The sequence below is a fragment of the Paenibacillus flagellatus genome (assembly GCF_003217775.1).
Lineage (GTDB): Bacteria > Bacillota > Bacilli > Paenibacillales > NBRC-103111 > Paenibacillus_AB > Paenibacillus_AB flagellatus.
The window spans coordinates 128,278-152,084 of sequence record NZ_QJVJ01000001.1; the positions used below are offsets into that span (position 1 = coordinate 128,278).

A 23,807-nucleotide genomic window follows, 5' to 3' on the forward strand; every position below is an offset into this window, starting at 1 on the left:
CCCGTTCCGGATCGCTCCGGATTATTCGATCGTATAGCCGATTCCCCATACGGTTTTGATATACTGAGGCGCGCTCGGATCCTTCTCGATTTTTTCGCGGATTTTGCGAATGTGTACCATGACGGTATTGTTGGACTCGTAAAACCGCTCGTTCCATACCGCCTCGTAAATTTGCTCCATGCTGAGCACCATTCCCCGGTTGCGGGCCAGTACGTGCAAAATGGCGAATTCCCGCGGGGTCAGCCGCACCTCGACCTGATCCACGATCACTTTATGCGTCGCCGTGTTGATGACGAGCTCGTCGATCACGATTTCGCTGTCGTTCTTAGCGGGCATGCCGGTGAGCTGACGATACCGGCGCAGCTGCGATTTGACCCGGGCCAGCATTTCCAGCGGGCTGAACGGCTTGACGACATAATCGTCGGCGCCGATGCTCAAGCCGGTAATTTTGTCGATCTCCTGCCCTTTGGCGGACAGCATGATGATCGGCATCTGCTTGTCCTCGCGTATTTTCATGCACGCTTGTATGCCGTCCATGCGCGGCATCATCACGTCGAGAATAATCAAATCGACATGGTGCGTCTTCAGCAGCTCCAACGCCTCCAAGCCGTCGTGGGCCGTCAGCAGCGTAAACCCTTCGTTTTTCAAATAAATGTCCAGCAATTGCGTAATTTCTTTTTCGTCGTCTACTAGGAGAATCGTTCCTCCCAACATGGTTAAGCCCTCCGCTTCTCCTATTATCCAATCCAGTATCATCATACACACGATTGCCGGTTATATCAAAAGGAATGCCCGGTGCCGGACATCCCCCCGAAATAGGTTTCCACGACCTTGCGGAATTCCTGAGCGGCCCGCGAAACGTGCCGGCTTTTGTGCCGCAATAAAGCGATTTCCCTGACCAGTTCGCGATCCTCGACCGGGATGTACCGGATCCGTTCCCGCGAATTCCGTGCCGAGCTCGGGATGAAGGCGATGCCGATCTCCGCTTCCACAAGAGCGCTCAGCCTGGCGGGCTCGTCGCCCTCATATACATACCGGGGGACGAATCCGGCGGATTCGCATACGGCGTCCACCAAATCGCGAGTGCCGTAGCCCTTCCTGACACCGACAAACCATTCATCCTTCAGCTCGATCAAGGATAAGCTGTTTCGGTCGGCCAGACGATGCCCCGTCGGAACCGCGACAACGATCGGGTCGACGCAGACGATCTGGCATTCGATCTCGTCCCCTTCGATCGGAGGCGAGGACAAGCCGAAGTCGACCTCTCCCCGCTGCAGAAGCGTAACCATTTCCTGCGTGGCAAGCATTTGCACATGAAAGTGGACGTCGGGCATCCGTTTCCGAAACGCTCGAAGAATGTGCGGCAGCGTGCTTGCCGTCGTCACCGCCAATTCGAGCGTACTATGCTCCAAGCCGGATAGATCCTTAATCTCCCGCTTCCCCTGCTCCAGCTCCAGCAACGCTCTTTCCGCTCGGCGGAGAAATTTCCTCCCGTATTCATTCAAGCGCAGCTTCCTCCCCGCTCGATCGAATAGCGGGACGCCCAGGTCCTCCTCCAGGCGCTGAATCGTTTTGCTCAGCGACGATTGCGTCACATGCAAGCTTCGTGCCGCTTCGGTCATATGCTCCAACCGGGCTACCGCGATAAAATAGTGCAGCTGAAGAAGCTCCATCATCCCGCCCCTTTTCATTCCTTCTAGTCGATGAAATCATAACATAAAATGCGTTGGAGTAAATACTTCATTTCCGGTACGATATCGATAAAACAGTTAAGGGGGATCCGACATGAACGCCCGCAGCTGGTGGTTGCTCATTTCCGTAGGGTTGGGAATCCTTTTGAACCCGTTGAATTCTTCGATGGTTTCCGTCGCGATTCCAAGATTGCAGGACGGGTTTCAGCTTGATTTTACGGCGGTTTCCTGGATTATTTTTTCTTTCTATATGGCGAGCGCTGTCGCCCAACCGGTCGTAGGAAAAGCCAGCGATGTGTTCGGCCGCAGAAACCTGTTTCTTGCCGGGCTGTTGGTCACCTTCGCCGCCTCTTTATTCGCGCCGGTATCGCCAAGCTTCGGATGGCTCGTCGTGTTCCGCGTCGTGCAATCGATCGGGACAAGCATGATGGTTGCCGTCGGAATGGCCCTTGTCCGCATTCATATTACGGAGAGGCAGGGGACGGCGCTGTCCGTTCTATCCATATTCCTATCCGGAGCGGCGGCGATCGGTCCTTTTATCGGCGGGGTGATCATGTACTGGTGGGATTGGCATGCGATCTTTGTCGTCAATATTCCGTTCGTGGCGGCGAGCTTCCTATTGGCTTGGAGGACGATTCCCGAGGACGAACCGCCAACCGCTGCTGCCGGCAGCACGTCCTTTCGTACATGGATGACCAGGCTGGATGCGCCGGGCATTGTTCTGTTCACCGCAGGTTTGATCGCCCTGCTCGTCGGGTTGCTGTCCGCCAAATCGTCCGGCCATGTCTCCTTGCTGCACGTCATCGTCGGACTGATCGGCCTTCTGCTGCTTGCGGTCTTTGTTCGGCATGAGCTCCGTACGGCGTCGCCCTTTATTCCGTTGCGCACCTTCGCCCAATATCGTGCGATGACGCGGGTCAATGTCGAATTCATGCTCGTCAACGTTGTTTTTTACTCGCTCTTTTTCGGACTTCCTTCCTATTTGCAGACGGTGCGTCATGTCAGCGAATTTCATACGGGGCTTTTGATGCTAAGCTTGGGCTTATGCTCGCTCGTCGTATCTCCGCTGGCGGGACGATGGATCGATCGATCGGGCCCCCGGCCGGCCTTGCTGCTGTCCGCCATACTCATGACAGCGGGATCGGTGTGGATCGCAACCTTGCATCAAACGACGCCGGTCATCCGCGTATGCGTGGCTTTGGCCGCTTTCGGAATCGGCAACGGCTTGAACAATGTCGGCATGCAAGCCGCCTTGTTCAAAAGCTCGCCGAAAGACATAATCGGGGTCGCGTCCGGACTATTCCAAACATCGAGATATGTGGGAACCATTCTCTCCTCCTTGTTGATCGGCATCGTCATGGGAGGAACGTTCAGCTTCGAGGGCTTTCGAATAGTGGGGGTGATCCTCGCGGTTATCGCTTTGTCCTTGGTGTTCATGAGCCTGCGCGGCAAGGAATCGGGACCCTTGCAGCAGTCTTCCCGACACGTGTAGCGACGGAGCTCACCTCGATAAACGAACAGCCCCGGTACGTCCGAAAGGTTACTTTGCGGAAGCAGTGCCCGGCTATACCGAAGCAAAAATGGCGGCCGCTTTCCGGTTCTACACCGTAGAGCGATCGCCATTTTGTCGGATACACGGTTCTTTACGGCATGGACAGCACGGCTTGGGGAACTTAGGCACCATCGACCCGAGCCGTACGGCAAGCGTATCGCCGGGCTGCGCCCCTTCCACATCGAACGGTCCCGTCATCGGATTGCCGCGCCCGGCCGCGCTTTCCCCTCTATAGTCCCAGCCTCTTATATAGAAGGCTCGTGCATCAACAATAAATTGCCGTTCGGATCGGTAAACCGGCAAAACCGGCCTACCGCCCCTCCGTCCTCGATCTCGCCGACCGCGACGCCCGATGATCTCAAATAGTGACGGAGCACGTCCATCTCCTCGATTCGAAACCCGATAAAGGGAGTGACTTCGTCGCCGCGATATACATTCAAGTTCGTTTTGACCGGCGAACGCCACATCAGGAGGTTGGGACCCGGCTCTCTGTCGAGAAAGACAAGATCGGGATTGCCCGGCAAGGTTTTGTTGAAGCCCAGTATGCTCGCATACCAATCCGTTGTCCGTTCCAAATCGTAGACCGGCATTTCGATGTAGCGGATGCCTTCGACCAGCGGATCGTCCTCCCTACCGATGGCGTCGGGTAGCTGATGCACCATAAAAAAATTGCCGTCCGGATCGTCAAAGTAAAAGAATAGACCGTGCTCGTAGCGGACGATCGGCTCAAGCGCTACGCCGCCCTCCTTCATATGACGATGAAGCTCTTCAATACGCGTCGTACGAAATCCTGCCGCCTGTTTGCGTTCGTCCCCCAGCTTGAATGCCGCTCGTGCAGTCTGGTTCGTGCCGAGAAGCAGCACATTCGGTCCTTCCGGAAAGTCGATAAAACCGAGATCGTCATGCGGTTTTCCCGATATGTTCGCTCCAAGATGACGCTCGTACCAAGCCAGCGATTCGTCCATCCGCGTTACCGGAATATGCAAATAGGCGATATGCCCTTGAAAGCCGGTTTTCGTCATCTTCTTCCACTCCCGATTGTCGATTCGAGCATTATTCCCAGACCAGATGCCCCTTCCTCATTTTGGCAATGTAAATGAGTTGTCCGGTATGGCCGGGTAAATGTCTGAATTGATGCAAAAGCATTTCCAGAACGGTCGATTGATTGTCCAGACCGGCATTCTTGAACGTTGGAAAGTTTACATAGGGCCGCTCCAGCAGCTTTTCCGGGTTTTCTTTCATGATGTCGAGAACGCGTAGGATACAGTCGTAGGATTGCTTGGATAGCTGCAATGCTTGCTCTTTCGACATTTGCAGGCCGCGTTCGAATTCTTTACTCCGATCGTGAAACGGAGCGCCGAAGTAGGCGGTTTCAAACCATTGATGGACCGCACCCGCAATATGCGCTACCAAATTGGCGATGCTGTTGCTCTCGGGCGTCGGCGACCAAACGATATCCTCGTCGGTCAATTGTTCCAGTACGATGCGAGTCCACTTCTGGTCCGCTTTGTATTTCCTTAAGAGAAGGTCGATCACGATAGCCGAACTGTCCAAATGCTGCACGCTCCCCTACTTTCCTTCAAGGATACCAAACATATGTTCGTTTGTAAAGGGAAGGCAAGGTTCACTTCTTCCGCTCCGTGCTTAGTTCACGAAGCAACAAAAATAAAGGAAGGCCTAATGAAACACCCACCGCAAGCGTACCGACAATCGGCAACCATAACAACCTCATGCCGCTTCTTTTGCCTTCAAAGAGAATGAAACCGATCAGGACGACGGCCGATACGAGCACATCCATCCAAGCAAACGAGCCGATACGCGTTTGAGCGATTTCTTCCAGTAATCGAGACGAATCCAGACCATGGTCCATCATCCAAGGAAGGAGCTGCGAATACGGCAGCGCCACTCCCAACACCGCCAGCAGTCCGTAGAACCATTTCAAAAAAATCCCCTCCCGAATTCGAAAAAATCAATTCAACAGCAAACCCTTTATGTTTACCTCAAAATCTCTGGATTGGCCTGCATGATCGATTCGGCTTCGTCCCGTAGCCGCGGTAGAAACCGCAGCACCTCCTCGGCACGACGCGCAAGGGTGTCGGACGAGGGGATGCCGAGGTCGGCGACGAATTCCTCAAACGCCGGAGCCAGCTCAGCTTGTAATTTCGGGGCGGCGTCGGCACAAAGAATGTGATGGCACCGTGCGAAGGTCGCCCCGATCCAGAATACCGCTTCGCGGTGAAATCCGTCGCGGATCAGGTTGCGGCTGCCGTCAATCGCAATCGGTCGTGAAGCGGCGGTGATGTCGCTGCTGAAGGGGAATGGGGTTTTGGCGTGCGCCGCGGCGACGTCGAAGGTACGGGCAAGCGCGTTCAGATGATGACAAGTGCGCTGCGGGGTCCAATGCTCGCAGCCCAGCAGCCACAACAATTCCGAGTAGATGCCGGTTCGCCCGAACTCCCGAAGCATGTTGTTCACGGCCAAGTAACGAAGCCGCACGGTAGGGTTGCGAAGTGCCGCGACGAGAAGGACGTGTGCGGTAACTCCGGTCATGAATAACCATGCCATCACTTGGTTGTGCCACGGTGCGGTCGGATCGATGTTCCGTAACCCGTGCTCGATCTTCTGTCCAGCGTTTTCGCAGCGGCGCCGCACCCACTCGATCTCGGTAAAATGTCGCGCCACCTTCTGCTGCACGCCGCGCAGCTGTCCGGTAGGATCTGCAAGGAGGGTATCCGCGCGGAAGCTGCCGGCTAAGTGATACGATGTCAAAACCTCCTCGGCGGAGGCGAGCTGATTCCACGATAAGAAAGTGATTTCGATCAGCGCACCGCGGTAGATGAACTTCCCCAATTTCAGAGGAGGTGTCGCTTCGGAGGTTACAACGACGACATCCATGTCGGAGCCTGCCGCCATCGTCGCGTCATCCGGCTGACCGACCGTCGATCCGCTGAAATACGCTCCCATGAACCATGCTTCTTGACTGGCGTACTGCATGACCCACTCCGTTGCGGCCGCTCGAGCCGTCCCTACTATCATGGGGTTATCCCTCCGAAATTCCATCGGACCGAGGCTCTTTCATGTCGTCTTACCGTCAACGGGATGGCCCCAGATGATCGACCGACGCAAAATTTGTAATCATGAACGTTCCGCTTTCATAATGAAGTGTCGTTATCGAGCACTCGGAAACCAAGCTGCTTTGTACGGATAGAAAATGGGGATGCCACCCGTCGAGGTCTTCCTTTTGGAACGTATGAGCCAAAAAGTCAGTGATCAATCCGCCATGAGTAACGAGTACAATAGGACTCCGAGGCGGGTGCTGCATCGATATTTCCGACAGGAAAGAGGATAAGCGTAATGCTGCTTGTTTTGCGGAGTCGCCTACCGGCGGTCTATAGTCAGGCTCACGCGTACAGCGCTCCCACATGGCCACAAACTCGTCAAAAGATTGCCCGGGCAAGTCCCCCCAGTTTGCTCGTTCCGTAAACGGTCGTCCACCTGAACCGGAGCTTTCGTCTCCAGCGCTATATATTCAGCGGTTTCTTTCGCTCTTCGAAGCGGGCTTGAATAAAGGGCCGCTATCGGCCGATTGGAAAAATGTCTCGCTGTCGCTTGTGCTTGGGATACACCCTTGGGGGTTATTGGAACATCACCGATCGCCTTCTCCTTCAATGCGTGCCTAACCAGAAAAAAAGTCGTGCTCACTTGGCATCCCCCCCATCGCGACAGATTCGGTTCAACCGTTTTTTACACGCAAGGGAATTAAACGGATTGTAACCCTCTTCTCAAATCATCAACGAATGCCCGTGCAAATTGTTGCATTTCCAAATAAGCTGCTTGGGCTTCCGGCAAATAACATTCCCCTTGGCCAAGCACAAATCGCTCCATGTAATCGAGGGTTTGTTCCTCTCCCGATTATGCACATTTTACCATATAGGAAATGCTTCTGGCTGCAAAAAAGCTCCGTTATAGCAGTAAAGCTGCCGGAACGGAACGCGGCAGCCGTTTGATGTGGATGAAGAAGTTACGATCCCGACCGTTAGCTTGGTTTCGTCTCATCCGTCCTCGATATGCCCTCATTAACAGGGAACTCCATAATCACGGTAAGACCTCCCCGACCCTGACCGCTTTCCAGAAGGAGGCGGCCTGCATGCGCCCGTACGATTCTCTCCACCATCGGAAGCCCCAGACCGTGACCTTGCTGGGCCGGTTTCATTCTGCTAGCCGAATAAGGCAGCTCGGTAATGACCGCCAATTGCTCATGGGGGATTCCCCTTCCGCTATCCCTAACGATAAAGCGATAGGCGGTGCGGTCCTCGGATAGCGAGGTTTCCAGCTTGATTTCGCAGCCCTGCGGATTATGACGCACACTGTTGTGGAGAAGGTTGTTGATCGCCCGCAGCAGCAATTTTTCATCCCCTTGGATCGAAACCGCTTCGTCGGCCAGGATTAATTCAATGTCGTGCTTATCCTCCAACCCGTTATTCAAAAAATCGGCCACAACGTGTCTCGCCAAAACCGACAGCCGTACGCGCTTCAAATGCAAAGGCTGCATATCGTACTCCAGCATGGAAACCAGGTTCAGATCGCTTACAAGCGAGCGCAGCTTCTCGCCCTGGCGCCGCATAATACCGGCTTGGTGCCTCTGCTCTTTCGGCAGTTCTGCGTTATCCTCCATTTCGCTAGCATAGCCCAGAACCATGGAGAGCGGGGTCCGGATATCGTGGGAAATCCCGGCTATCCAGTTGGAGCGCGCTTCATCCCTGATCTTCAAGGCCGCCGTCTTCTGTTGAAGAATATTCGACGCGGAATTGATGCTACGGGCTAAATCACCGAATATTCCTTTGGTGTCGAGCCGGACCTCTTTTTCCTCGGCCAGATTGTGAACGCCCTTCACGAGAGGGCGAATCCTCCTTAAAAGACGCGCTCCAATGGCGACTGAGACGAACAGGGCCACCGCCACATTCAAGAGGAGCAGCCACAAAAGCCGGATAGGCAGCGATTTTACCCAATCGAATAAAACATGGAATTGATACTTTTCGTAGCTTCTCTTGGGATATCCGACCACGACCAAGCCGGCCTCATGCTCCCAGCTATAGACCGGATAATCCATCAGATAGTAACGCGAGAGCTTGGCTACATCGACCAGCGTGTACGTTCGCGGAACGTCGTTGGGCAAATCGTAATCCCATCGTACGCGGCCATCCTCACCGAGAAGCATGGCCCATGCCCGATGACGCTGTAGAAACTCGGCGGCGTGCCCGCCCAAAGCATAATGGCCATCCTGAGCATCCAAGCCTTCGGCCACTTCCTTCACAACGTCTTCCGGAGCCGGCCTCTGGCTGATCTCCTTGAACACCAGCACGCCCAGCAATACGAAGTTGAACAGAAGGAGCGCGATCGAAACGATGATGGTCGTAGCGACGAATCGGCGCAACATGCGAACAATGCCGTCCACTAAGAGTGCTCCTTCACCAGCAGTTTATATCCCAATCCTCTGACGGTAAGCAAGTAGACGGGATTGGAAGGATCGGGCTCGATTTTTTCGCGTATCCGTCGGATATGGACCATGCATGTATTTTCGTATCCGTAGCTGTCATCTCCCCAGACGGCTTGGCATAAGGCATCGCTCGTGACGATTCGATTCCGGCTCTCATACAGCTTCACAAGGATGGCATGCTCCTTTGCCGTCAACGGCAGCTCCGCTTGATCCCTCTCCACGACGGCGCTATCCAGACGAACGATCTGTTCCCCCAATCGAAAGCTGGAAAGACGGTCCGCTACGGGTGAGGAGTACACCCGCTTTAAAATCGCCGTCAGGCGCAGCACCAGCTCGCGCGGCAGAAACGGTTTCACCATGTAATCGTCCGCCCCCAAGCCCAGTCCGAGCAACCGATCTTCATCCTCGCCCCGTGCGGAAACAAAAAGGACGGGCATATCCGAGAACTGTCGGATGGAGGACAATAGGGCAAATCCGTCCCCGTCCGGCAGCATGACATCGAGAATGGCGATATCCGGCTTGTCCGTTCGGCAGCTCGACAGAGCCGAAGCGCTGTCGGCGGCTAAGTAAATGCGAAAAAAGCCCTCTTTTCGCAAAAACCTTTCGATCATCATTCTGATGTCTGCCTCGTCGTCTACGATTAGTATTTTTTTGTCTTTGACCTGTTCCATTTGCGTCACCCATCTATCAGTATACAGGAACGCGCGAATGAACGGTGTCTCCCCGAGTCGATTTAAGGTAGCTGTAAGGTTTTCGTTAGATGGGCGAAAGGCGGATTGTTTACAGTGGAAACCAAGGTGGAACCTACAAAAAGGACCGAAATGGAGCTGACTTTCCTATGAGTGCTTCGGCTATTGTACAGACGCAAAACTTAACCAAAACGTATGGGGGAATAAACCGCGTTCATCGGGTGGATCTTCGCGTCGAGGAAGGGGAAATTTACGGATTTCTCGGCCCGAACGGCGCCGGGAAAACAACCGTCCTCAAAATGCTGCTCGGGTTGATCAAGCCGTCGAGCGGGACCATTCAAATGTTCGGGGAAAGCCTGAGCAGACACCGCACCTCTATTCTTAAACGTACCGGTTCGTTGATCGAGTCGCCCTCCTTCTACGGACATTTGACGGGGCTTGAAAACATGAGAGTCATGCAGCGCCTGCGGAACGTGCCGGATTCGAACGTACATGAAGCGCTTCGTATCGTCCGGCTGGAAAATCATAAACATAAAAAAGCGGAGCAATACTCGCTCGGCATGAAGCAGCGGCTAGGCATCGCCATGGCTTTGCTCGCCTTTCCCAGGCTGCTGATTCTGGATGAGCCGACAAACGGCCTCGATCCCGCGGGCATTGGCGAGATTCGGGAACTGATCCAATCGTTGCCCGGACGCTACGGAATGACGATATTGCTGTCCAGTCACCTGCTCTCGGAAATCGAACAGATCGCCACCTCGGTGGGCATTATCAGCGAAGGAAACCTGCTGTTCCAGGGCAGCATGGCAAGCCTCCGGGAAAAAAGCGGCCCCTCCATCCTGCTTGCAACCGGGAACAATGCGAAAGCCGAACGGCTCCTTCTCGCGCAAGGCTATCGTCCGATCCAAAGCGGAAGTCGGCTCGAGTTCGGACAGCTCGAGGATACGGATGTCGCGGCTCTGAACAGACTGCTCGTTTCTCACGACATTCCGGTCACCCGGATCGAGGAGCGGCGGAGAAATTTGGAGGACATGTTCCTTGATTTGACGGGAAAGGAGCGGAGCTTGTGATTCAAACATTAGGGCTGGAATATTTCAAAATCCGCCGCAAAAAGATAGGGATCCTGATTACACTCCTTCTTTCCTTCGAGATGCTGTGGTCCTTCGTGTCCATCAGCATGTCCATTGCCCGTAATCCGGATCAAGCCGTATGGGAGTCCGTTCTTTTTAGCGTCTCCTCCATGAACGGACTGTTCATGCCGATTGTCTCGGCCATCGTCGTCTCCCGAATTTGTGATATGGAGCATAAAGGAAACACGTGGAAAATGCTCGTCGCTACCGATGTGAAACGCGGACGACTCTACGCGGCGAAATATATTTGCGCCAATATTCTGCTCCTATACGGCCTCCTCGCTCAAACCGTTCTTATGGTCGCGTTCGGTCTCGTAAAAGATTTTCCCGGTGCGCCTCCTGTCGATTTGCTCGCCCGGTACATAGGAGGCACGATGCTGGTGACTCTCGCCGTTACGGCGCTTCAGCAATGGATTTCCTGGGCTTCCCAAAACCAAACTTTCGCGCTCTGCCTGGGCATGGTGAGCGGATTTATCGGAATGACTTCCGGATTGTTCCCGGCCGCTGCCAGACATTTGTTTATATGGTCTTATTACTTGGATCTGAGTCCGGTTACGTATCGTTACACCGAGGCATCGAGCACCTATATGGAGCAGCCTTGGGGGTTCGGGATCGCGGCGGCGGCACTTGCGATGGCCCTGCTGCTCTATATCGCCGGAAGCATCCATGTTACCCGGAAGGAAATGTGAGGAGGAACGCGGATGAAACGAAGTTTTTCCGCCGAGTGGCTCAAGCTGCGGCATTCCCGGATCGTTCTTGTGCTCGTTGTACTTCCCGTCATCAGCCTGCTGATCGGCTGCGCGAATTATTGGTTGAATCGGGGCGTTCTACAAGATGGCTGGTACAGCCTGTGGACGCAGGTCAGCCTGTTTTACGGAGAGTTTTTCTTGCCCATCCTGATTGCGATTTGCTGTTCCTACGTATGCAGGCTGGACCATCTGAATCGGAATTGGAATATGATGCTGGCCTCTCCGGTTTCGGTTGCAAGCGTGTTTCTTGCCAAATGGGCGGTCGTCAGCCTCTTGATCTTATTCGCGCAGGCGCTGTTCGCGGCACTGTACTGGCTTGCGGGCACTTTGTTTTCCTTACCTGGGGCTTTCCCCGTGGAGACGATAGGGTGGACCATGCGCGGATGGTATGCTTCCTTGGCCATCGGCGCATGGCAGTTGGGATTTTCGCTGCGCATCCGCAGCTTCGCTACGCCTATCGGAATTAGTCTGTGCTCGGTCTTTATCGGCCTTGGCCTGTACGTTGCAAAGCTGGGCTTCCTGTTCCCGTTTTCCTTGCTTACGATCGGCATGAGCGTGCTAAGCCAGGACAAGCTGACGAACAGCCAAAACCTTCTCTTCTGGTTCGCGAATACGGGGTTCATCGCCGTCTTTGCGTCGATGTCCATTCGACGGCTGAAGAGCAAAGACGTTGTCTCGTCCTGATGCTTGGGGAAGCCCGTACGAATCCATCCGGCGAACGATTGAACGAGGGCCGTTATTGCCGAAACGAGTCCCTCGTCGCGCTCCTTACTCTTCTTATTCCAAGCCGGCTGACTTCGGCAAATCGATTTCGAAAGTAAAGCCGGTAGGGGTCCGCGTATTCATGATCAGCCGCTCCGTCACCGGTCCCTCCCCGCCCCGGGAATAGGTTACGGTGTCGGGTCGAACCAGCGTAGCCTTGTAGCGCCCCGGAGCGGCCGGCCGGCCCTCGGCGTCCACCGGTTTCCAGGGCACGGTAAAGCCATAATGAAACCCGGCTTGAAGCGGACCTTCGATCGTAGGGAGCGTCGTTTCATAGACCGACGAAATCGGCTGATTGTTTTCGTCGATCCGTTCGACTTTGAACGTCCATTCGTAAGCCTCCAGCACGATATCGTCTTCCGTATTGTTTTGAAAGGAAGCGTAGAAGGGGGAAATCCGGTCCCCGGGCAAATGCCCGTCGAAGCCGCCGACAGGAAAAATCGCGGCGACCACGCCGCCTTCCAGAAAGATGTCTCTCTGTACCGGATTGTACGGCTCCAGCTTGTCGCGCACTTTGATGTCGTAATTGGACGTGTTGAGCTTGCCATCGAATGTGAGACGGGTAGCAAAAGAACGCGTCTCGCCCGGTACGGTCGGCCTCGTCTCCGAATCGGCGATATAGACGAATTCGCTATGTCCCCTCGGCATTCCTTGGTCATCCTTGAACGTGATGTCGATTTGCTTGCCCGTCAAATCTTTGTCGATGCGGATCGTTCCGGACGAGATCAGCATTTGCCCGTTCGGCAAGCGGCTTACAAGCAGGTTTCCAATCTTGACATATCCGTCCGGGTCGCCGAATGGCAAATCGCCGTTTTCATAGACGTAACCGGTCTTGATTCCAATTTGGTTCGTATTGCCGTTGGCGGGAGAGGCCGGCTCGAACGAAACGTCCGCTCCGATCGCCTCCGCGAATGTCCGCAGCGGGATATACGCTTTGTTGTTGACATTGATGACCGCATTTTCGCCGGATACATCGATAGGCTGGATCGTAGCTCCATCCAAAATCGCAACCCGGCTCGGAAACCAGTAGGCCTGAAGCGCATCCGATGCAAGGGCGGCCGTCGACGATGCGATAGCGGCCCCGCAGACAAAACCGATCATATACTTTTTCATGCGCACTCCACCTTCCAAATATTGTCAATCATTAGACGAACGGGAAGGTGGAAGGTTGCGCTTGGACATCGGCTTTCGCCAACAAAGGGGCGCGGTCTTTACGGGGTGGATCGGATAGCTTCAAAAAAAGAAGAGCCTCCCGGTTCCGTCAGAAACCGGGAGGCTCTTTCATGCTTTCTGGAGTATCTTTCGATGCGGAAAACGGTCTGCCGCCTACAAGCTCTCTTCCCGTCGGCCCCGGCCCGCCAGTTGCTCCATATGCCGGTGGCGCAAAATTTCCTGCACAATGTCTTGCTCGACACCGGCATTGTATTCGCGCAGCATGCCGGGGAGCAGGAACAAATCCACGATCACCCATATGAACAAAGCGAGGGCCGGCAGGATGAGCAGGATCGTCGAGGCGATGATGATCGCATCGGATTCCAAGGCGGCACCGACGCTGAGAACGAAGTAAAACACGACGGACAGCAAAAACAAAACAAGCTGCAGCGCCCCCGTTCCCGGCCTTTTCAAGTAGAAGCGATGCAAGCCCAAGTGTCCCCCAAGCAGCATCAAGTACGCGATCGCGGTCGATTTCTCGGCGGACTTCAGCTCCGAATTGAGGACCATCAGTTCCGTTAACGTCAAATCCTGTTTGTTATGCATGCCGCGATTAACCTTGCTTCTGTCTTACGATTTGCTCCATAATGCGTCCTTCCACGTCGCGGTTATGGTCTTTTACCCACGTATGCAGAAGGAACGCGTCCACGAGCCACCAGATGCTGGTCGCGATCATCCCGATTACCGTCAGCGACAAGATGAGCTGCGCGATGGCCGATCCTTTCTTTCTCATGTAAAAGCGATGTCCTCCGAACAGCCCGAGGAAGTACCAGAGGATATAGGCAACCACCATGTTCTTCCCGTGATTCTTCACCTCTTGGTCGAGGAGGAGCAGCTCGCGTGCGTCCAGCTGGCTTTTTAGCGCGATGTTGTAGCTCATTGCAAAAACAGTCTCCTTTTGTCATGAATTGTCACAATTACGTAACTAGTATAATGAATGAAGCGCATTTGGACAACTATAATTTTCCACTCCTTCGGAAAACGCAGTTTTTCGTGCATCGCCGAAACAAAAAAACCATCCCCGACAAAGGGATGGAATACACGATCACCAATGGACATCCGCATACGGCTGCCATTCACTCGCCGCCGCCGGAGCGCCCCGAGCGCCCGTAAACCGATAGCCGGGATCCGGCGAGCCCCGGCTCCAATCGCTCAGGGCCCCCGCAGCAAGTGCAGCGGCTTTGCGCTTATCTGCCGAAGAGAGGCAAGCACGGTCACGATCGCCGTGGTCAGCATGGACAGACCGACTCCGATCCCGCACCATGCAAGGTCGAGGTCGATGGTTCCTTTGACGACCAAACTTAAGGCAAATAGGGCAAAAGCCAGTCCGAATGCCGAGCCGATCGCTCCCGCGATGAAGGCGAGTATCAGGTTCTCGGCCAAAACGGAGCGCAGCAGTCGACCCGTGGAAAGCCCGATCGTTTTTAAAATGGCGACATCCCTTTTCTTCTGGAGAAGCGAGATGACGACCTGGTTCCCGATCATCAGAATAGCCGTCAAAAACGAAAAGAGCGCAATCGTCGAGAAGAAGGTGCTTTGCATGTCGAGCGTTTTTCGCAAGCTTTCGACTACGGTTCCGTTAATCGAGTAGGCAACGGCGGAAGAGGGCAGCGATTTTTGGAGCGCCGACAAGGTATGCTGCGTAGCCTTAGCCGAAGCTTCGACATGGTAGACGAGACGCGCCGGTCTTCCGTACGTTTCCAAAGTGCTTGCCGGTATGTAGATGCCGGCCGTCTTAATCGTACCGGATTCAAAAAAACCGACGACTTTCAGAGAGACCCGACGATCGGAAAGCATAATATCCACGGTATCTCCCGTTCCTATCCCCAAATCCCGGGCATAGTTTTCCAGCAGGACGGCGTGCAGTCTGCCGTTGTCGTCCGCACGAAGGCCGCGGCCTTCCATGATCCGATAGGCTTGGTCATCCGTTGCCGGGTCTATGCCGTGAACCGAAACGTTCATGTCGTGCAAATATGCCGACTTGCGCCGTTCGGCGGCCGCGCGGAAATGGAGTACGGCTTCTTCCCCGTTGATTCGGGCGAAGGAGCCCCTCATCTCGTAAGCTTTGTTGAACCCCTCGATACCCGGCGTTTGCCGCAATGTCCGGGTGACGGTCTGTTCGTCGACGGCTGCCGCGGAGACAAGCAGGTTACCTTTCCACTGCCGCTCCATCTGATACTCGACCGAGCTAATCAGGTTGTCGGCAAACAACTGGCTTGCGACGACGGACAGTACGCCGACCGACAACGTAATGGTCAGCAGCGCATTACGCTTGTATTCGGAGCCGAGATTGTGCAGCGGGATGAACAAGCTTAGCGGAGTAAGGTGCTTCAGTCGGCCCAGAAGACGATAGAACAGCCCGTACAAGCCGGCGGCGGCCGTTACGGTCAGCAGAATCACGCCCAGGATCAGCATCGACAGGACAAATGCGGCAATCCATTTGAACGCCGCCGCATCTGGGCTGCCGGCCAGCAGCGTCTCGTGAAGATAAATCCCGATCTCGAGGCAGACGACGAGGAACAGGCGCAGCTTCGTCCGGAACGGAAGCTTGATCTTGAATCGGACGGAACCGGATTGCTGCAGCAGGTCCGATGGCGAAACTTGCATCGCGCCGTAAACGGGCGACCAGGCCGATATAAGCGCGACACTGATACCGACAACGATAGTAAAGACAATGGCGGACGAAGAAATCTGCCAAACCAGCGGGATTCCGAGCATGTTGCCGATAGAAGCGGTCAGCCCCATGCCGATCGCGGCGCCCGCCAATATTCCCACGATGGCGCCCGCTCCTCCCATTACGGCGGCTTCCAGCAAGAAATAGCGGGCGATCCGCCGGGTCGTCATGCCGATCGCTTTCATGATCGCGACGTCCCGGAGTCGGGCGGACATCTGGATCGTAATCGTGTTGGAAATGGTTATGCCCGCGATCCCGATCGCCAAAAGCGAAAAAAGCTGCATGACCAGCAAAGTGCCTTTCGTGCCGGCGATCGCTTCCGCTTTTTTATCTTCGAGGTCGACTGCCTGACTGCCGGCAATCCGTTTTTGAATCTGTTCTTTGATCGCCTTCGAATCGCTCGAGTCGTGGAGGCGGATGAACGCTTCATTGATCGTCCCGTCGGGCAAGCCGAAAAGCTCCAGACTCTTCGGATACGTCAAATAAATCGTCCCCCAAAAGCCGCTGTCCGTAAACGTCTCTTGCACCCCTTCCACCAAGCCTTTGATGCGAAAAGGGGTCATGGAACCGTCATTGTTATTGACCAAGGAGACGATATCGCCGGTACTTACTTGGAGCCGTTCGGCAGCCTGACGGGAAATGAACGCTTCGTCCGCTTGCAATCCGCGGAACCGGGAGAACCGCTCCCCTCCGTAAAACGGATAAACGCCGGGTTCGATTCCTTTGACCACGATACTCGATGTTTTATGGGCGGAGGCGATCATCGAACGGGAAACATAAGCACCCGTCATCGCTTGGCGCTCCGATTCGGCAACGATTTGCTTCAGGTCGTTTAAAGTCGTGGGCTGAAGATACGACTGCACGGCCAAATCGGCGCCCAGCAGCTGCTTCGCGGACTGGTTCACCGATTGGGGAACCAGGCTCGTCAACGTCGTCATGCAGAAAAAGCCGGCCAATCCGACTGCGATCGTCAACAAGGTGAACAGAGAGCGGAGGGGAACTCGCATGAGGCTTCGAATGGCGGAGCGGATCGTCATGCGGCTCACGTCCTATTCACGCGATTTTCGACTACTTGCTCGATCTTGCCGTCCGATAGGTGGATCACCCGATCCGATACGCTCGCTACGTACGGATCGTGCGTCGCCAAAATAAAAGTCGTCCGCAAACGGTCGCGAAGGGAAAAGATCAGCTCGAGAATCACCTCGCCGGTTTTCCGGTCCAGGTTCCCGGTCGGTTCGTCGGCGATGACGACAAGCGGTTCGTTCGCGAGCGCGCGAGCGATCGCGACTCGCTGCTGCTGCCCCCCCGATAATCGCGGCGACAGGTGATGCATACGCTCCTTCATGCCGACCAGCTCCAGAAGGTCCATCGCTCGTTGGCGCATTTGCCGCCTAGTTTTCCCTTCGGCCGATAGCATGGGGAGCATGACATTTTCCAAAGCGGTCATGGTGGAAATGAGATTGTACGACTGAAAGACGAAACCGATTTTGCTCGCCCGATAGCCGGCCAATCGAGACTCGGAGAGCCGGGTAACATCCTGGCCTTGGATGAACAGATGTCCGGCAGTCGGAAGGTCAAGAGTGCCCAATATGCCAAGCAACGTCGATTTGCCGCTGCCGCTAGGGCCCATGATGCTTACCACCTCCCCCGTACGGAACGCGGTAGAAATTCCTTTCAGAATGCGGAGATGTCCCGTTTCGGTTTCGTAGCCCTTGAAGATGCCGTGAGCCTGAATGATCGGTGCGGCTGCGTTCATGTTTCGATGCGTTCCCTCCTTCTTGGCGAATCGTATTGGCGTCAATAAACCCTCTACCTTCCAAGAATAGCAGGATCAGGGGGGAGTCAAAACTCGCCCGAAGGCTATTTTTATCCCGGACCAAGGTCCTGTTAACGATTACCCCGTGATCCGTTCCGGCTTGGAGGAAAACAGGAAAAACCGGACCCTCCCTCCATGGAGAAGTCCGGTTTTCGTCGTGCCGCCTTACTTCGGTCCGAGCATCATGGCGAGCAGCAGCACGTAGCTGACGCCCGCGATCAAGGTGAAGATGCGCAGCTTGCGCAGCGCCGTCCCCGACGAATCGCCGGCGATCAGCTGCTTGAGCGGCTTCCCCGCCATTCCCGTCATGGCGAACATGACCAAAATGAACACGACCGCCAGCACCATCCACAAGACGGAATATTCCGCCTTGCTGACCATATAGCCCCCCGACAAAAACGCAAGCACCAGCACATATTGCCCGATCCGGTTCGCCCGATGCAGCGCTTTCGCCGTCGATGGGTTCGTAGCGCCCCCGGCCAAAAACGGCAGCAAAATGTAGAAAATGAGGGCGAGTGCGGATAATACGTGAACGATATACATGGCCTGATACACGACTTGACAGCCTCCTCTTCGGTACGCGATGGAATCCCGTTCCAACTGTAGTATACCGAAAAGCCCGTCCACATACAAACGTTCGTGACGTTTGTCACGGAACGTTAACAACCCGTCCGGGCAGACCTGAACGAGAGATCGTGAACGAAAAAAAGGCGCCTTCCGCCGGGAAGACGCTTCGCTTGAATTCGGGGTCGGTCAGCCGTTGACGACGGCGATGACGTTGCGTACGGATTCGGCCGATTTGTCCATCGCCGCCTTCTCGTCCGCGGTCAGCTCGAGCTCGATCACCTTCTCGATGCCGTCGCCGCCGAGAATCGTCAGCACGCCCATGAACAGGTCGTTATAGCCGTATTCGCCTTGCAGCAGGGCGATCGTCGGCAGGATGCGCTTTTTGTCCTTCAAAATCGCTTCGGTCATTTGCACGAGCGACGCCGCCGGCGCATAGTACGCGCTGCCGTTGCCGAGCAGGTTGACGATTTCGCCGCCGCCGGTCCGGGTGCGCTGCACGATCGCGTCGATGCGATCCTTCGGGATGAGCTTCTCGATCGGAATGCCGCCCACGCTGGAGTAGCGGACGAGCGGAACCATGTCGTCGCCGTGGCCGCCGAGAACGACGCCGCGCACGTCTTCGACCGATACGTTCAGCTCCTGCGCGATGAACGTGTTGTAGCGGGCCGTGTCGAGCACGCCGGATTGGCCGATGACGCGGTTTTTCGGGAAGCCGAGCGCTTGGTAAGCGACGTACGTCATCGCGTCGACCGGGTTGCTCAAGATGATGACATACGCGTTCGGGCTGTACGTTTTGACGTTTTCGCACACCGATTTCACGATGCCGGCGTTCGTGGTCACGAGATCGTCGCGGCTCATGCCCGGCTTGCGGGCGATGCCGGCCGTAATGATGACGACGTCGGAATCCTTCGTATCTTCATAGTTCGCCGTTCCGACGATGCTGCTGTCGAACCCTTGAACCGGGCTCGATTCCAGCATGTCGAGCGCTTTGCCTTTCGTCGGGTTTTCGAGCTGCGGGATGTCGAGCAGAACGACGTCGCCGAGTTCTTTTTGCCCGAGCAGGAATGCGGTTGTCGCGCCCGTGAAGCCGGCGCCTACCACGGTAATCTTTTTACGCTGAATGGCCATGGGAAGCATCCTCCTTCTATCCTTTTAAGTTTTGGGGCCCCGGCGCGGTCATGCCGCGCTTCGGAGCCCCTAAAATCGGTTTGACTGAGCGATTAGCCCATGTTTTTGATAACGAGGTTGGCGAACTCGGAGCATTTCACTTCGGTCGCGCCTTCCATCAGACGGGCGAAGTCGTACGTTACCGTCTTGTCGGCGATCGACTTCTCGAGCCCTTTGTAGATCAGGTCGGCCGCTTCCAGCCAGCCCAGATGCTCCAGCATCATGACGCCGGACAGCGTTACCGAGCCCGGGTTGACGACGTCGAGGCCCGCATATTTCGGAGCGGTGCCGTGAGTCGCTTCGAAGATCGCGTGGTGCGTCACATAGTTGATGTTCGCTCCCGGCGCGATGCCGATGCCGCCTACTTGAGCCGCCAAAGCGTCGGACAAGTAGTCGCCGTTCAGGTTCAGCGTCGCGATGACGTCGAAGTCGGTCGGACGGGTCAATACTTGCTGCAGGGCGATGTCGGCGATCGCGTCCTTCACGACGATTTTGCCTGCCGCTTCGGCGTCTTTTTGCGCTTTGTTAGCCGCTTCCGCGCCTTGCTCTTCCTTGATGCGGTCGTATTGCGCCCAAGTGAACACCTTGTCTCCGAACTCGCGCTCGGCCAGCTCGTAGCCCCAGTTTTTGAACGCGCCCTCGGTGAACTTCATGATGTTGCCTTTATGGACGAGCGTAACGCTCTTGCGGCCGTGCTTGATCGCGTATTCGATCGCGGCGCGGACGAGACGCTCGGACCCTTCGCGCGATACCGGCTTGATGCCGATGCCGGACGTTTCCGGGAAACGGATCTTTTTGACGCCCATTTCCTTTTGGAGGAACTCGAGCACTTTTTTCACTTCCGCCGTTCCTTCTTGCCATTCCACGCCTGCATAGATGTCCTCCGTGTTCTCGCGGAAGATGACCATGTTGACGAGGTCCGGACGCTTCACCGGCGAAGGTACGCCGTTGAAGTAGCGAACCGGGCGCAAGCAGACGTACAGGTCGAGCTCTTGACGGAGCGCGACGTTCAAGGAGCGGATACCGCCGCCTACCGGCGTTGTCAAAGGACCTTTGATCGCCACGATGTACTCGCGGATCGCTTCCAGCGTGTCGTTCGGCAGCCAGCTGTTGTACTTGTTGAACGCTTTCTCGCCGGCATATACTTCATACCATGCGATTTTTTTCTCGCCTTTATACGCTTTCTCGACCGCCGCGTCCAAAATGCGCTTGGAAGCCGCCCAAATGTCGGGGCCGGTGCCGTCGCCTTCGATGAACGGGATGATCGGATTGTTCGGGACGACCAGCTTGCCGTCGACGATCGACAGTTTCTCGCCTTCGGTCGGCGCTGCGTAATGTTCGAATTGAGCCATGGGAAACCTCCTGAAAATGGGTATGGTGATGTATGGATAAACGCCGTATAAAGGGCGCTCTTGCCCGCAAAAGAACGGGAGTCGCAGACGGCGGTCTGAAACGTCCCGTTCCCGGGAAAGCTGGTTCTATTCGACGAAGCCGTCGTATGTCGGGAATTAGCGGCTTTCGATCGGAACGTATTTCTGATTGACCGGACCGGTATATTCGGCGCGCGGGCGGATCAGACGGTTGTTCTCGTACTGCTCCAAAATGTGCGCGGTCCATCCGGATACGCGGCTGATTGCGAAAATCGGCGTGAACAGGTCGCGCGGAATTTCAAGCGACGTGTAGACGGAAGCCGAGTAGAAATCGACGTTCGGCTTCAAGCCCTTTTGACCGGTGACGAGCTCTTCGATCTTGACCGACATGTCGTACCAGTTCATGTTGTTCGTAATTTTGCCGAGCTCGCGGGACATTTTTTGCAAATGCTTCGCGCGAGGGTCGCCGTTTTTGTAGACGCGGTGGCCGAAGCCCATAATTTTCTCTTTGTTGGCCAGCTTCTCGCTGATGTAGGACTCGACGTTGTCCGCCGTGCCGATCTCCTCGAGCATCGCCATGACCGCTTCGTTCGCTCCGCCGTGCAGCGGGCCCTTGAGCGCGCCGATCGCGGACGTGACGCCGGAATAAATGTCGGACAGCGTCGCGACGGTGACGCGGGCGGCGAACGTGGACGCGTTCAGCTCGTGGTCGGCGTGGAGGACGAGAGCCTTGTCCAGCGCTTCGACGGCGATCGCTTCCGGCTCTTTGCCGGTCAGCATGTACAGGAAGTTGTAGGCGATCGATACGTTCGCCTTCGGCGCGATCGGCTCCTTGCCTTCGCGGATGCGGGCGAAAGCGGCGATAACGGCGGGCAGCTGGGCCTGAAGGCGGATCGCCTTGCGCAGGTTCGCCTCTTGGCTCATGTCGTTCGCTTCTTCGTCGTACAGCGCGAGCGCCGATACGGCCGAACGGAGCGCCGCCATCGAGTTCGTGTTTTTCGGGTACAGCTTGATTTGCTGGATGATCGCGTCGGGCACGGTCGAGCTCGCGCTCAAGTCGCGGTGCAGCTGCTCCAGCTCGGATTTGTTCGGCAGCTTGCCGTACCAAAGCAAATAAACGACTTCTTCGAAGGAAGCGTGCTCGGCCAGATCGTCGATGTCGATCCCCCGATATGTCAGTACGCCGTCGATAATCGAGCTGATCGAGGACGTGGTGGCGACGATGCCTTCCAGACCTTTCGTTGCTGTCATCGTATATCGCTCCTTTTCGCATTGGAATTGACGTGATTGGCGACATGAAAAAACTATCAAGTTCTATGATATATGATTTGGACCGATAAGGAAACAAATCGGGGCATAAAACTTCATTATCGGCGCCATAAACATATGCTATCTTCGGTTTTCTTCACATTGAATCACATTAACTCAGATTGCGCGCCGCATCGGAAATTTACCACTTCCATTATTCTCACATTGAATCATAAAAATCCATGGTGACTCAATAAATTTGTGGGTAAAATGTGGGAAGTCCCCACCGGCCTAATCGCTGGTGGGGACTTTGCCCGTCTTCCCGTATTCATACGCAACGTTTGCTACTATTCTTGATTTTTCGTAAAAGACTTCTTCAACATCCAGAAGGATTTTTCTATGTTCAAGTGGCACGACAGATCGAAGTATATCGATGTATTTCATTAGATCGTCATTTAGAGTTTTGGCATTTTGTTCGCACGCTTCAATGACGTTTTCTTTTAACAAGTTGTCCTCCATCTAAACGTCTCCTTATGTCGGTTTACTGCAACCAAATCGACGTGTATAATCTTTCCATACATAAAAATAATTTTTCGCAATAGAGGTGCTCCCATGCCGGTAGTCATCCGGATGGGGAAAAGTCGCGTACCTGAACTACTCGCTAAGAAAGGAAAGACCCAGGTCGACCTAGCAGAGTTTCTCGAAGTGACCGAAGGCTTCGTATCACAAGTCTGCAGTGGAAAAAGTAAGCTGTCACCTCTTAATATGAAGAAAACAGCTTATTTCCTGGGCGTTCGAATGGATGATTTAAACGAGTGGTTCATTACTGAAAACGGCGCGACGCAAGAGCTGAAATAGCTCTTTCCCCACCCGGACTTTAGCGGCACTAAAGTTCAACGATTAAAAAAAAGACGACCCTCATATCAACATCACCTCTTCGGCAGCTGGCTGGCATATCCCTGACCGGACGTAGCCCCTATAGTTTTGCGTCCCCGGCTTTCACCGGGTTTGCCTTTTTCGGATTGTACTGGTATTATATAACGATATTTCCAGTTTGAAAACGGAAGGAACTGGAACATCGGTTATACCCCAATTGCATATAATTTACTGCGACTTTTTATTTCGGTCGGTGCCCTTGCGGCCCGGCCTTTTTGTTTGCCCGTCCTCGAGCGCGTCGATCTGCGCGCAGACTTCATGCAACCATTGCATATCACCGGCCTGATACGCGGCAAAGGACATGTTCTGGAGCGCCACAAGCTCCCAGCAATAGTTCGCGTTCGCCGCCATGCAATGGGTCATTTCGAGCACTTCGGCGTCGGTCAGCGGGCGCCGGCGCTGCGTGAGAAATAGCTCCGCCATACGAACATGAAAAGGCATCACTCCCACAGCGCCCACCACCCAACGCAGGCCATCGTGCCAAGGACGATCACGCACCACGGGGCTACTGTCGTCTGGAAGCGCTCCCGCCGCCGGATACGCAGCGCCTCCGCCGCGATCGCCTGCATCTCCACCTTGGCGGCCGCCAGCGCGTCGTCGTGGGACAGACCAGCGTCCTCGTAGTGACGGAAGAGCCGTATCGTTTGCAGCGCGGCCCATTCCGGCGTACAGCCGGTGCCGTCGATCGCTTCCCGCAAAATATCGTCGCGAACCATCCATACCATCTCCTTTTCGGTTTGATGGTACAGT

General features: G+C 55.2%; 27 protein-coding genes and 1 riboswitch. Of the genes, 5 read left to right on the forward strand and 22 right to left on the reverse strand.

Translation table 11 applies throughout. From position 1 onward, the window contains the following. Positions 1–21: 21 nt before the first annotated feature. Together DLM86_RS00580 and DLM86_RS00585 are read right to left on the reverse strand one after the other, a co-directional pair. Positions 22–711, reverse strand: a complete 690-nt coding sequence (locus tag DLM86_RS00580; RefSeq protein ID WP_425453932.1) for a response regulator transcription factor — start codon at positions 709–711, stop codon at positions 22–24. A gap of 68 nt (positions 712–779) precedes the next feature. Then, positions 780–1,673 (reverse strand): LysR family transcriptional regulator, encoded by an 894-nt coding sequence (locus DLM86_RS00585; protein ID WP_110838020.1) that lies wholly within the window; start codon positions 1,671–1,673, stop codon positions 780–782. Between the two features lie 112 nt (positions 1,674–1,785). Here DLM86_RS00585 and DLM86_RS00590 point away from each other — a divergent pair, with 112 nt between their 5' ends. Further along, the gene (locus tag DLM86_RS00590; protein ID WP_110838021.1) at positions 1,786–3,183 is read left to right on the forward strand and encodes an MFS transporter; all 1,398 of its coding nucleotides are present in this window, start codon (positions 1,786–1,788) and stop codon (positions 3,181–3,183) included. Positions 3,184–3,488: 305 nt separating this feature from the next. On the opposite strand, the gene DLM86_RS00600 is transcribed toward DLM86_RS00590, so the two are convergent. From DLM86_RS00600 to DLM86_RS00630, 8 genes are all read right to left on the reverse strand, one after another. Further along, on the reverse strand, positions 3,489–4,265 hold the full coding sequence (locus DLM86_RS00600; RefSeq protein ID WP_110838022.1) for a VOC family protein: 777 nt from the start codon (positions 4,263–4,265) through the stop codon (positions 3,489–3,491). Positions 4,266–4,296: 31 nt separating this feature from the next. Then, on the reverse strand, positions 4,297–4,806 hold the full coding sequence (locus tag DLM86_RS00605; protein WP_110838023.1) for a DinB family protein: 510 nt from the start codon (positions 4,804–4,806) through the stop codon (positions 4,297–4,299). Positions 4,807–4,867: 61 nt separating this feature from the next. Then, positions 4,868–5,185, reverse strand: a complete 318-nt coding sequence (locus DLM86_RS00610) for a DUF2834 domain-containing protein (protein ID WP_110838024.1) — start codon at positions 5,183–5,185, stop codon at positions 4,868–4,870. Between the two features lie 53 nt (positions 5,186–5,238). Next, complete coding sequence (locus DLM86_RS00615) at positions 5,239–6,237, reverse strand: hypothetical protein (protein WP_342773036.1); 999 nt, start codon at positions 6,235–6,237, stop codon at positions 5,239–5,241. Between the two features lie 97 nt (positions 6,238–6,334). Then, positions 6,335–6,667, reverse strand: coding sequence for a histidine phosphatase family protein (locus DLM86_RS32610; RefSeq protein ID WP_245954283.1), 333 nt, complete (start codon positions 6,665–6,667; stop codon positions 6,335–6,337). Next, on the reverse strand, positions 6,622–6,945 hold the full coding sequence (locus tag DLM86_RS32615; protein ID WP_245954284.1) for a histidine phosphatase family protein: 324 nt from the start codon (positions 6,943–6,945) through the stop codon (positions 6,622–6,624). The genes DLM86_RS32610 and DLM86_RS32615 overlap by 46 nt, the downstream gene beginning before the upstream one ends. A gap of 334 nt (positions 6,946–7,279) precedes the next feature. After that, positions 7,280–8,698, reverse strand: coding sequence for a sensor histidine kinase (locus DLM86_RS00625; RefSeq protein ID WP_110838026.1), 1,419 nt, complete (start codon positions 8,696–8,698; stop codon positions 7,280–7,282). After that, entirely contained in the window at positions 8,698–9,411 is a 714-nt protein-coding gene (locus tag DLM86_RS00630) for a response regulator transcription factor (RefSeq protein WP_110838027.1), read from the reverse strand. Before DLM86_RS00630 ends, DLM86_RS00625 begins: the two co-directional genes overlap by 1 nt. Positions 9,412–9,578: 167 nt before the next feature. Here DLM86_RS00630 and DLM86_RS00635 point away from each other — a divergent pair, with 167 nt between their 5' ends. The 3 genes from DLM86_RS00635 to DLM86_RS00645 are packed head-to-tail and all read left to right on the forward strand — an operon-like array spanning position 9,579 to position 11,989. Beyond that, positions 9,579–10,496, forward strand: a complete 918-nt coding sequence (locus DLM86_RS00635; RefSeq protein WP_110838028.1) for an ABC transporter ATP-binding protein — start codon at positions 9,579–9,581, stop codon at positions 10,494–10,496. Then, positions 10,493–11,245 (forward strand): ABC transporter permease, encoded by a 753-nt coding sequence (locus DLM86_RS00640; protein WP_110838029.1) that lies wholly within the window; start codon positions 10,493–10,495, stop codon positions 11,243–11,245. Before DLM86_RS00635 ends, DLM86_RS00640 begins: the two co-directional genes overlap by 4 nt. A gap of 12 nt (positions 11,246–11,257) precedes the next feature. Then, the gene (locus DLM86_RS00645) at positions 11,258–11,989 is read left to right on the forward strand and encodes an ABC transporter permease (protein WP_110838030.1); all 732 of its coding nucleotides are present in this window, start codon (positions 11,258–11,260) and stop codon (positions 11,987–11,989) included. Positions 11,990–12,082: 93 nt separating this feature from the next. On the opposite strand, the gene DLM86_RS00650 is transcribed toward DLM86_RS00645, so the two are convergent. The 10 genes from DLM86_RS00650 to DLM86_RS00695 all read right to left on the reverse strand — a co-directional run bounded on the left by DLM86_RS00650 (position 12,083) and on the right by DLM86_RS00695 (position 22,640). Beyond that, a complete protein-coding gene (locus DLM86_RS00650) occupies positions 12,083–13,180 on the reverse strand; it encodes a stalk domain-containing protein (RefSeq protein WP_110838031.1) in 1,098 nt (365 codons plus the stop codon). 213 nt (positions 13,181–13,393) lie between these two features. Further along, positions 13,394–13,825: an NINE protein gene (locus DLM86_RS00655; RefSeq protein ID WP_110838032.1), complete on the reverse strand. Its 432-nt coding sequence runs from the start codon at positions 13,823–13,825 to the stop codon at positions 13,394–13,396. A gap of 7 nt (positions 13,826–13,832) precedes the next feature. Then, positions 13,833–14,159: a TM2 domain-containing protein gene (locus tag DLM86_RS00660; protein ID WP_110838033.1), complete on the reverse strand. Its 327-nt coding sequence runs from the start codon at positions 14,157–14,159 to the stop codon at positions 13,833–13,835. A 272-nt stretch (positions 14,160–14,431) separates the two neighbouring features. Beyond that, complete coding sequence (locus tag DLM86_RS00665; protein ID WP_110838034.1) at positions 14,432–16,990, reverse strand: ABC transporter permease; 2,559 nt, start codon at positions 16,988–16,990, stop codon at positions 14,432–14,434. Positions 16,991–16,995: 5 nt separating this feature from the next. Continuing rightward, a complete protein-coding gene (locus DLM86_RS00670; RefSeq protein ID WP_110838035.1) occupies positions 16,996–17,709 on the reverse strand; it encodes an ABC transporter ATP-binding protein in 714 nt (237 codons plus the stop codon). A gap of 225 nt (positions 17,710–17,934) precedes the next feature. Continuing rightward, positions 17,935–18,324: a hypothetical protein gene (locus DLM86_RS00675; RefSeq protein WP_110838036.1), complete on the reverse strand. Its 390-nt coding sequence runs from the start codon at positions 18,322–18,324 to the stop codon at positions 17,935–17,937. Between the two features lie 198 nt (positions 18,325–18,522). Then, positions 18,523–19,464, reverse strand: coding sequence for a malate dehydrogenase (gene mdh, locus DLM86_RS00680; protein ID WP_110838037.1), 942 nt, complete (start codon positions 19,462–19,464; stop codon positions 18,523–18,525). A 92-nt stretch (positions 19,465–19,556) separates the two neighbouring features. Continuing rightward, positions 19,557–20,855 (reverse strand): NADP-dependent isocitrate dehydrogenase, encoded by a 1,299-nt coding sequence (icd, locus tag DLM86_RS00685; protein ID WP_110838038.1) that lies wholly within the window; start codon positions 20,853–20,855, stop codon positions 19,557–19,559. Positions 20,856–21,011: 156 nt separating this feature from the next. Further along, positions 21,012–22,124 carry a citrate synthase gene (citZ, locus tag DLM86_RS00690; RefSeq protein WP_110838039.1) on the reverse strand — a complete coding sequence of 371 codons (1,113 nt, stop codon included), beginning with the start codon at positions 22,122–22,124 and terminating at the stop codon, positions 21,012–21,014. Positions 22,125–22,412: 288 nt separating this feature from the next. Further along, entirely contained in the window at positions 22,413–22,640 is a 228-nt protein-coding gene (locus DLM86_RS00695; protein WP_110838040.1) for a hypothetical protein, read from the reverse strand. A gap of 93 nt (positions 22,641–22,733) precedes the next feature. On the opposite strand from DLM86_RS00695, the gene DLM86_RS00700 reads away from it, so the two are divergent. Further along, positions 22,734–22,979 (forward strand): helix-turn-helix transcriptional regulator, encoded by a 246-nt coding sequence (locus DLM86_RS00700; RefSeq protein WP_110838041.1) that lies wholly within the window; start codon positions 22,734–22,736, stop codon positions 22,977–22,979. Positions 22,980–23,057: 78 nt separating this feature from the next. Continuing rightward, a riboswitch (cyclic di-GMP riboswitch) is annotated at positions 23,058–23,144 on the reverse strand. A gap of 81 nt (positions 23,145–23,225) precedes the next feature. Here DLM86_RS00700 and DLM86_RS00705 read toward each other — a convergent pair. Together DLM86_RS00705 and DLM86_RS00710 are read right to left on the reverse strand one after the other, a co-directional pair. Beyond that, positions 23,226–23,498, reverse strand: a complete 273-nt coding sequence (locus tag DLM86_RS00705) for a DUF7667 family protein (protein WP_425453933.1) — start codon at positions 23,496–23,498, stop codon at positions 23,226–23,228. Continuing rightward, positions 23,498–23,782 (reverse strand): hypothetical protein, encoded by a 285-nt coding sequence (locus DLM86_RS00710; RefSeq protein WP_146250126.1) that lies wholly within the window; start codon positions 23,780–23,782, stop codon positions 23,498–23,500. Before DLM86_RS00710 ends, DLM86_RS00705 begins: the two co-directional genes overlap by 1 nt. Between the last annotated feature and the right edge of the window lie 25 nt (positions 23,783–23,807).

Bases quoted from the DNA above. Each gene is read 5' to 3' on its own strand.
- DLM86_RS00585 (WP_110838020.1), bottom strand. From the start codon at position 1,673: ATGGAGCTTCTTCAGCTGCACTATTTTATCGCGGTAGCCCGGTTGGAG.
- DLM86_RS00635 (WP_110838028.1), top strand. From the start codon at position 9,579: ATGAGTGCTTCGGCTATTGTACAGACGCAAAACTTAACCAAAACGTAT.
- DLM86_RS00665 (WP_110838034.1), bottom strand. From the start codon at position 16,990: ATGACGATCCGCTCCGCCATTCGAAGCCTCATGCGAGTTCCCCTCCGC.
- DLM86_RS00700 (WP_110838041.1), top strand. From the start codon at position 22,734: ATGCCGGTAGTCATCCGGATGGGGAAAAGTCGCGTACCTGAACTACTC.
- DLM86_RS00655 (WP_110838032.1), bottom strand. From the start codon at position 13,825: ATGCATAACAAACAGGATTTGACGTTAACGGAACTGATGGTCCTCAAT.
- DLM86_RS00660 (WP_110838033.1), bottom strand. From the start codon at position 14,159: ATGAGCTACAACATCGCGCTAAAAAGCCAGCTGGACGCACGCGAGCTG.
- DLM86_RS00650 (WP_110838031.1), bottom strand. From the start codon at position 13,180: ATGAAAAAGTATATGATCGGTTTTGTCTGCGGGGCCGCTATCGCATCG.
- DLM86_RS00695 (WP_110838040.1), bottom strand. From the start codon at position 22,640: ATGGAGGACAACTTGTTAAAAGAAAACGTCATTGAAGCGTGCGAACAA.
- DLM86_RS00590 (WP_110838021.1), top strand. From the start codon at position 1,786: ATGAACGCCCGCAGCTGGTGGTTGCTCATTTCCGTAGGGTTGGGAATC.
- mdh (WP_110838037.1), bottom strand. From the start codon at position 19,464: ATGGCCATTCAGCGTAAAAAGATTACCGTGGTAGGCGCCGGCTTCACG.
- DLM86_RS00645 (WP_110838030.1), top strand. From the start codon at position 11,258: ATGAAACGAAGTTTTTCCGCCGAGTGGCTCAAGCTGCGGCATTCCCGG.
- DLM86_RS00705 (WP_425453933.1), bottom strand. From the start codon at position 23,498: ATGCCTTTTCATGTTCGTATGGCGGAGCTATTTCTCACGCAGCGCCGG.
- DLM86_RS00630 (WP_110838027.1), bottom strand. From the start codon at position 9,411: ATGGAACAGGTCAAAGACAAAAAAATACTAATCGTAGACGACGAGGCA.
- icd (WP_110838038.1), bottom strand. From the start codon at position 20,855: ATGGCTCAATTCGAACATTACGCAGCGCCGACCGAAGGCGAGAAACTG.
- DLM86_RS32610 (WP_245954283.1), bottom strand. From the start codon at position 6,667: ATGTGGGAGCGCTGTACGCGTGAGCCTGACTATAGACCGCCGGTAGGC.
- DLM86_RS00710 (WP_146250126.1), bottom strand. From the start codon at position 23,782: ATGGTATGGATGGTTCGCGACGATATTTTGCGGGAAGCGATCGACGGC.
- DLM86_RS00615 (WP_342773036.1), bottom strand. From the start codon at position 6,237: ATGCAGTACGCCAGTCAAGAAGCATGGTTCATGGGAGCGTATTTCAGC.
- citZ (WP_110838039.1), bottom strand. From the start codon at position 22,124: ATGACAGCAACGAAAGGTCTGGAAGGCATCGTCGCCACCACGTCCTCG.
- DLM86_RS00670 (WP_110838035.1), bottom strand. From the start codon at position 17,709: ATGAACGCAGCCGCACCGATCATTCAGGCTCACGGCATCTTCAAGGGC.
- DLM86_RS00600 (WP_110838022.1), bottom strand. From the start codon at position 4,265: ATGACGAAAACCGGCTTTCAAGGGCATATCGCCTATTTGCATATTCCG.